The organism is Sphingopyxis sp. (assembly GCF_035565275.1).
Lineage (GTDB): Bacteria > Pseudomonadota > Alphaproteobacteria > Sphingomonadales > Sphingomonadaceae > Sphingopyxis.
In genome coordinates this window covers 1-5641 of the sequence record NZ_DATMST010000252.1, presented here as the reverse complement: position 1 = coordinate 5641, position 5641 = coordinate 1, and the positions used below count along the sequence as shown (strand labels likewise).

Here is a 5641-nt window from a genome sequence, read left to right as displayed (position 1 = left end):
GGCCATCGCTTCGGCAAGCCCGTTTTCTGACGGGATCGGCGGATTGTTCATCGCGATGTCGCCCTGCGCCGCGGTGGCGACCGCGCCGGTGCGCGCGTCGTCGCGGATAAAGCTGCCGGCGCGTCCGCGCGCAACGATCAGGCCGCGCTGACGCGCAAGATCATACGCCTTGGTAACGGTGGTCAGGTCGATTCCGAGCCGCTGGGCAAGCTCGCGCTGTGGCGGCAGACGGTCGCCGTGGGACAGGTCACCACGCGCGACGGCGTTGGCGATTGCCGCGGTTACCGCCTTGTATTTGGGCCCCGCCGCACCCGCGATATCGGGTGCCCATGCGTCACCCGTCATGTCGTCCGCCGGGCCGTTCGTCCGCTTCATGGCGTGCGCGCGCATTCAGCTTTGCCCACAGATGCTCCGTCCCCGATTCCTGCGCCTTGTTCACATATTGCGATGCGACCAGCCAGCCCTTGATCGCGCGCAGGGGAAGTATGCAGCCGATGACCATGATCGGAATCGAAAAGACCAGATGAACCCAGAGCGGCGGGCTGTAGACGATCTGCAGCCATACAATCACGAAGGTGAGCGGAAAGGCGACGATGCATTGCGAGAAAAACGCCGGGCCATCGTCGGGAGCGGCAAAGCTGAAATCGAGCCCGCAGTTTTCGCAGCGATCGGCCAGTTTCAGCCACGACCGGAACATTTTTCCTTCGCCGCATTCGGGGCATTTTCCATGCCATCCGGCCCACAAGATCCAGCGCAACTTTTCGTTGCCGATATCACCGCTCATCTTCGTCGACTCCAGGGAGGTATGTCTCCGCCATACATAATGGCTATTGTCCGGAGATGGGCGAAATCGAAGAATTCATTTAAACTATTTATATATCTACATAATATGGAATATCTCCATATTTCGTATGGATAAACTCAGGATTTTTACCATGCATAATGGTGAATTTCAGCGGGCCGTGTGTCGGGCGACAGCATGGCGGCCGGTCATCGTTTACGCCGCTTTTACCAGTCCCGGTGCATGAAGGTCCGATGTTTGCGACTGGGGATAGATGATGGACAGCATGCGCGGACTGCTTTCGGGCAGCCACGGTCAGGACGATGGCGCGATCGACGCGCCCGTGGCCGTTGGCGTCGACGAACGGCGGATGCAGGTGCGGGCCTATAACTACTGGGCCTCGCTGCTCGCCGACCGTGCCTATCCCTCGGTCGAGGATCTCGACCTCGAGGGCGCCGATTTCGGATCGCATTCGGTGCTGCTCGACTTCACCGCAGGGGTCGACAATCCCGGAATTGCCTTTCTTGGCGATCGTCTTCGCGAAGAATCGCGGATCGACGAGGATGTCCATTATATCAGTCAGATCCCCGGCCGCTCGCTGCTGTCGCGGCTGACCGATCATTATTTGCAGATCATCGCGAACCGCGCGCCGATCGGTTTCGAGGCCGAGTTCGAAAGCGATCGCGGGGTGACGATCATGTACCGCGGCATCCTGCTGCCCTTTTCGTCCGACGACGACACGATCGATTTCATCATGGGCGTGATCAACTGGAAGGAAGCGGTCCCCGCCGACGAGGCGGCCGAACTGCAGCTTTCGGTCGAGCAGGCGCTGCGTAGCGCGGCGCCATTGTCGGCGCCCGTACCCGTCTGGGCTGACGGCCCCGATTCGGGGCACTTCGACAATGATGTCGAGGATGTCGGGCCGGGTTTCGCCGCGCTCGGCGACAGGGTCGATGCGCCTGCGTCCGGCGCAACCGAACGGGCCGGGCCGGCCGAGGATTCCGAACTCGCCGACTGGCTTGCGCTCGCGCGCGAAACCGCCGAGCGTGCGATCGCCGCTGACAGCCGCAGCCGCAGCGCGCTGTATCAGGCGGTCGGCAAGGCATGGGATTTCGCGCTGGTCGCGCAGCAGCAGCCCGAAGCGTTCGCCGACCTGCTCGACGACGCCGGGTTGGCGGTGCAGGGCCGCGCGCCGATGACCCCCGTCGTGAAGCTGGTTTTCGGTGCGAATTATGACAAGACGCGGCTCGCCGAATATGCCTGCGTGCTCGGCCATGCAAAGGACGAAGGCGTCGGCCGCGGCGAACTCGCCGCCTATCTCGATCGCTATCCGGGCGGGCTCAAGGGGCTGGTCAAGGATGCGCGTGCGCGCCGCAAGCCCGCACGGGAAGCCGCACGGCCCGATGAGAAGCTCGACGCGCTGCGCCGTGCCCACCCCGCCGTCATCCTCGAGCATGACGCCGGCGAGGCCGAATTCGTTGTGCTGATCGCGCGCGCGATGCCCGGAGGACATATCGGCATCGTGGCGAAAGCGGCGGATGATCCGGCGCTGGTGTCGCGGCTGGCAAGCAAGGCGATCGCGATCACGCCGGGCGGCTGATATCGGGTCGAGGGGACGCCTGAGAGCGTTCACGCAACAGACAATCCGAAAATTGAAATATTTTTGCGTGGAGCCGCGAACGAGGCCTTGAGCCGCGCGCGCGGCGGGCGCATAGGGGGACGTTGCGAACGGACCCCCGCCGATCGTCGGCAGGGATCCCCCTCTTTTGGTTCGGGATGCTGCACTTTATGCCTAAAAATACGTCCGAAACGCCGGAAACGGACACGCCGACCACCTTCGCCGCCAAAGTCCCCCAGAAAATCGCCGCCGCCTATCTGGTTGCCCTCCACGGCAGCGCGCTGCCGGGCGAGGGTGACGATATGGACAAGGCGGCGCTTGCCGACGCCAGCCAGTTCGCCGCGCGCGCCTCGCTCGAACGCGCCGCCGGGACGCCGTCGCTGCTGCTCGAACCGATCGCCGCCGACGGCACCGACCGCCGCATGCGGCTCGTCATCATCAACGACGACATGCCCTTCCTCGTCGATTCGACGTCGCAGATCGTCGCGGCGCAGGGCCTCGCCGTCCACCGCATCCTCCACCCCGTCGTGACGGTGAAGCGCGACGCCAACGGGCATCTGCAGGAAGCGGGCGAGGGATCGGCGCGCGAGTCGGTCATCTATATGGAACTCGAACGCGGCGACGCGCGTGCGCGCCGGCGTCTGCTCGATGCGCTCGAAGCCGCGCTGCGCGACGTGCGTGCGGCAGTACGCGACTGGCGCGCGATGCGCGCCGCGATGCTCGCCGATGCCGCGATGCGCGTCGAGGGCGAAGCCGCCGAACTGCTCCGCTGGTTCGAAGGCGGGGCGATGACCCAGCTCGGGCATGAATGGCGAACGCGCGACGGCAAGGTCCAGGAACAGCTCGGCATCAGCGAAAGCGCCGACGGCCAGCTCCTGTCGCCGGCCGCGCTCCAAGCTGCCTTCGCCTGGTTTGACGCGCAGGAAAAAACGGGAGGCAGCCACGCCCCGCTCCTGATCAAGTCGAATCGCCTGTCGGCGGTGCATCGCCGCGTGCTCCTCGACCTCGTTGTCGTTCCCGAAGTGAAGGGCAAGACGGTCGAGCGCCTGTCGATCCACGCCGGGCTGTGGACCAGCGCCGCGCTGTCGGCGCGTCCTGACAAGGTGCCGGTGCTGCGTGCGCAGCTTGAAGCGTTGATGGCGAAATTCGGCTTCGATCCGACGGGCCACGCCGGCAAGGCGCTTGCCCATGCGCTCACCGCGCTGCCGCACGATCTGCTGATCGCGTTCGACGCGGCCTCGCTCGAAGAGCTGGTGCTTACCTCGATGTCGATCACCGATCGGCCGCGCCCGAAGCTGGTGACGGTGCAGAGTGCGCTGGGCCGCCACCTGTTCGTGTTCGTCTGGTTGCCGCGCGACGAAGTGTCTACCGGCCGCCGTCTGGCGGTCGAGAGCCTGCTGGTGCGCGAGGCGAAGGCAGGCGTGATCGGCTGGACCATGGTGCTCGAGGATGGCGGCGCGGCCCTTCTGCGCTACACGCTCGACCTCAGGAGCGGCGGCGTCGTTCCCGACACCGAAGCGCTCAATGCGCAGCTTGAACAGATGGTCCGCGGCTGGCAGCCCGAAGTCGAGGCCGCGCTGGCCAAAAGGGGCGATCCGGGCCGCGCGGCGGCGCTTGCAGCGCGCTTCGCGCCGACCTTCCCGCCCAATTACCGCAATCTCTACAATCCCGAGGAAGCCGCGCGCGATATCCTGCGCCTGCGCGACCTCGACGCGGCGAACCCGCGCAGCGTGCGGCTCGCGCGCAAGAGCCTCGACGGCGACGACCGGCTGCGGCTGAAGGTGTATAGTGCGGTGGGCCCGCTCGCGCTGTCGGACGTCGTACCCGCGCTCGAGCATTTCGGTTTCGAGGTGCTCGAGGAAATCCCGACCGCGCTTCAGAGCCGCGCGCCGGGCGGAGAGGGCGAGGACGAGCCGTCGATCGTGATCCACGACTTCACGCTGCGCCTGCCCGCCAATGTCGATGAACTCGCGCTGCTCCCCTATGCCGAAGTGCTCGAAGGCGCGATTGCGGCTGTGCTGGGCGGCCGCGCCGAGAATGACGCGTTCAACGAACTGGTCCTCACCAACCAGACCGACCCGGGTGCGATCGTGTGGCTGCGTGCGTGGTTCCGCTACCTGCGTCAGGGCGGCTCGGCTTACGGCATGGATACGGTCGTCAGCGCGCTGCGCCACGCGCCGAAGCTGACGGCCGCACTGATCGAACGTTTCCGCGCGCTCCACGATCCGAAGGCGCGCGATGCGAAGCGGGCCGAAGCGCTCGAGGCCGATATCCTGACGGGCTTTGCCGACATCAAGTCGATCGACGAGGACCGCATCCTGCGCCTCTTCCACGCCGTGATCGGCGCGACGCTGCGCACCAATGCCTTCGCGCCGGCCGCCGAGGAAGCGCTGGCGTTCAAGATCGATTCGAGTCTCGTCCCCGGCCTGCCCAAGCCGCTGCCCTGGCGCGAGGTGTGGGTCTATTCGCCGCGCGTCGAGGGCGTTCACCTCCGCGCCGGTCCGGTTGCGCGCGGGGGCCTGCGCTGGTCCGACCGCCGCGACGACTTCCGTACCGAAATCCTCGGGTTGATGAAGGCGCAGCGCGTCAAGAACGCCGTCATTGTGCCGACCGGCGCGAAGGGCGGCTTCTATCCGAAGGCGCTTCCCGATGCGTCAATCGACCGTGATGCGTGGTTCGCCGAAGGCACCGAATGCTATCGCATCTTCATCCGTTCGCTCCTGTCGATCACCGACAATCTGGTCGGCGGCAAGGTCGTGCATCCGAAGGGCGTCGTGATCCACGACGGTGACGATCCTTACTTCGTCGTCGCCGCCGACAAGGGCACCGCGACCTTCTCCGACGTCGCCAATGCGCTGGCGATGGAACGCGACTTCTGGCTCGGCGATGCGTTCGCGAGCGGCGGGTCGAACGGCTATGACCATAAGGCGATGGGCATCACCGCCAAGGGTGCGTGGCTGTCGGTGCGGCGCCACTTCGCCGAAATGGGCGTCGATGTGCAGAGCGACACGATCCGCGTTGCCGGTTGCGGCGACATGTCGGGCGACGTGTTCGGCAATGGCATGCTGCTGTCGAAGGCGATTCAGCTCACGGCGGCGTTCGACCATCGCCATATCTTCCTCGACCCCAATCCCGATCCGGCGAAAAGCTGGAAGGAACGCGAGCGGATGTTCAATCTGCCGCGCTCATCCTGGGCCGACTATAACGCCAAGCTGATTTCGAAGGGCGGCGGCATCTTCCCG

The 5641-nt window shown here is 65.6% G+C and carries 4 protein-coding genes; 2 read left to right on the top strand and 2 right to left on the bottom strand.

The window, feature by feature from the left end:
- Both VN047_RS17330 and VN047_RS17325 read right to left on the bottom strand, forming a co-directional pair.
- Positions 1-345: winged helix-turn-helix domain-containing protein (locus VN047_RS17330; protein ID WP_325544851.1), on the bottom strand; the 345-nt coding region annotated here is incomplete at its 3' end.
- Positions 335-784, bottom strand: coding sequence for a DUF983 domain-containing protein (locus VN047_RS17325; RefSeq protein ID WP_325544849.1), 450 nt, complete (start codon positions 782-784; stop codon positions 335-337). The genes VN047_RS17330 and VN047_RS17325, both read right to left, overlap by 11 nt.
- Positions 785-1058: 274 nt before the next feature.
- Here VN047_RS17325 and VN047_RS17320 point away from each other — a divergent pair, with 274 nt between their 5' ends.
- A complete protein-coding gene (locus VN047_RS17320) occupies positions 1059-2381 on the top strand; it encodes a hypothetical protein (protein WP_414712729.1) in 1323 nt (440 codons plus the stop codon).
- A 188-nt stretch (positions 2382-2569) separates the two neighbouring features.
- Positions 2570-5641: NAD-glutamate dehydrogenase domain-containing protein (locus tag VN047_RS17315; RefSeq protein WP_325544845.1), on the top strand; the 3072-nt coding region annotated here is incomplete at its 3' end.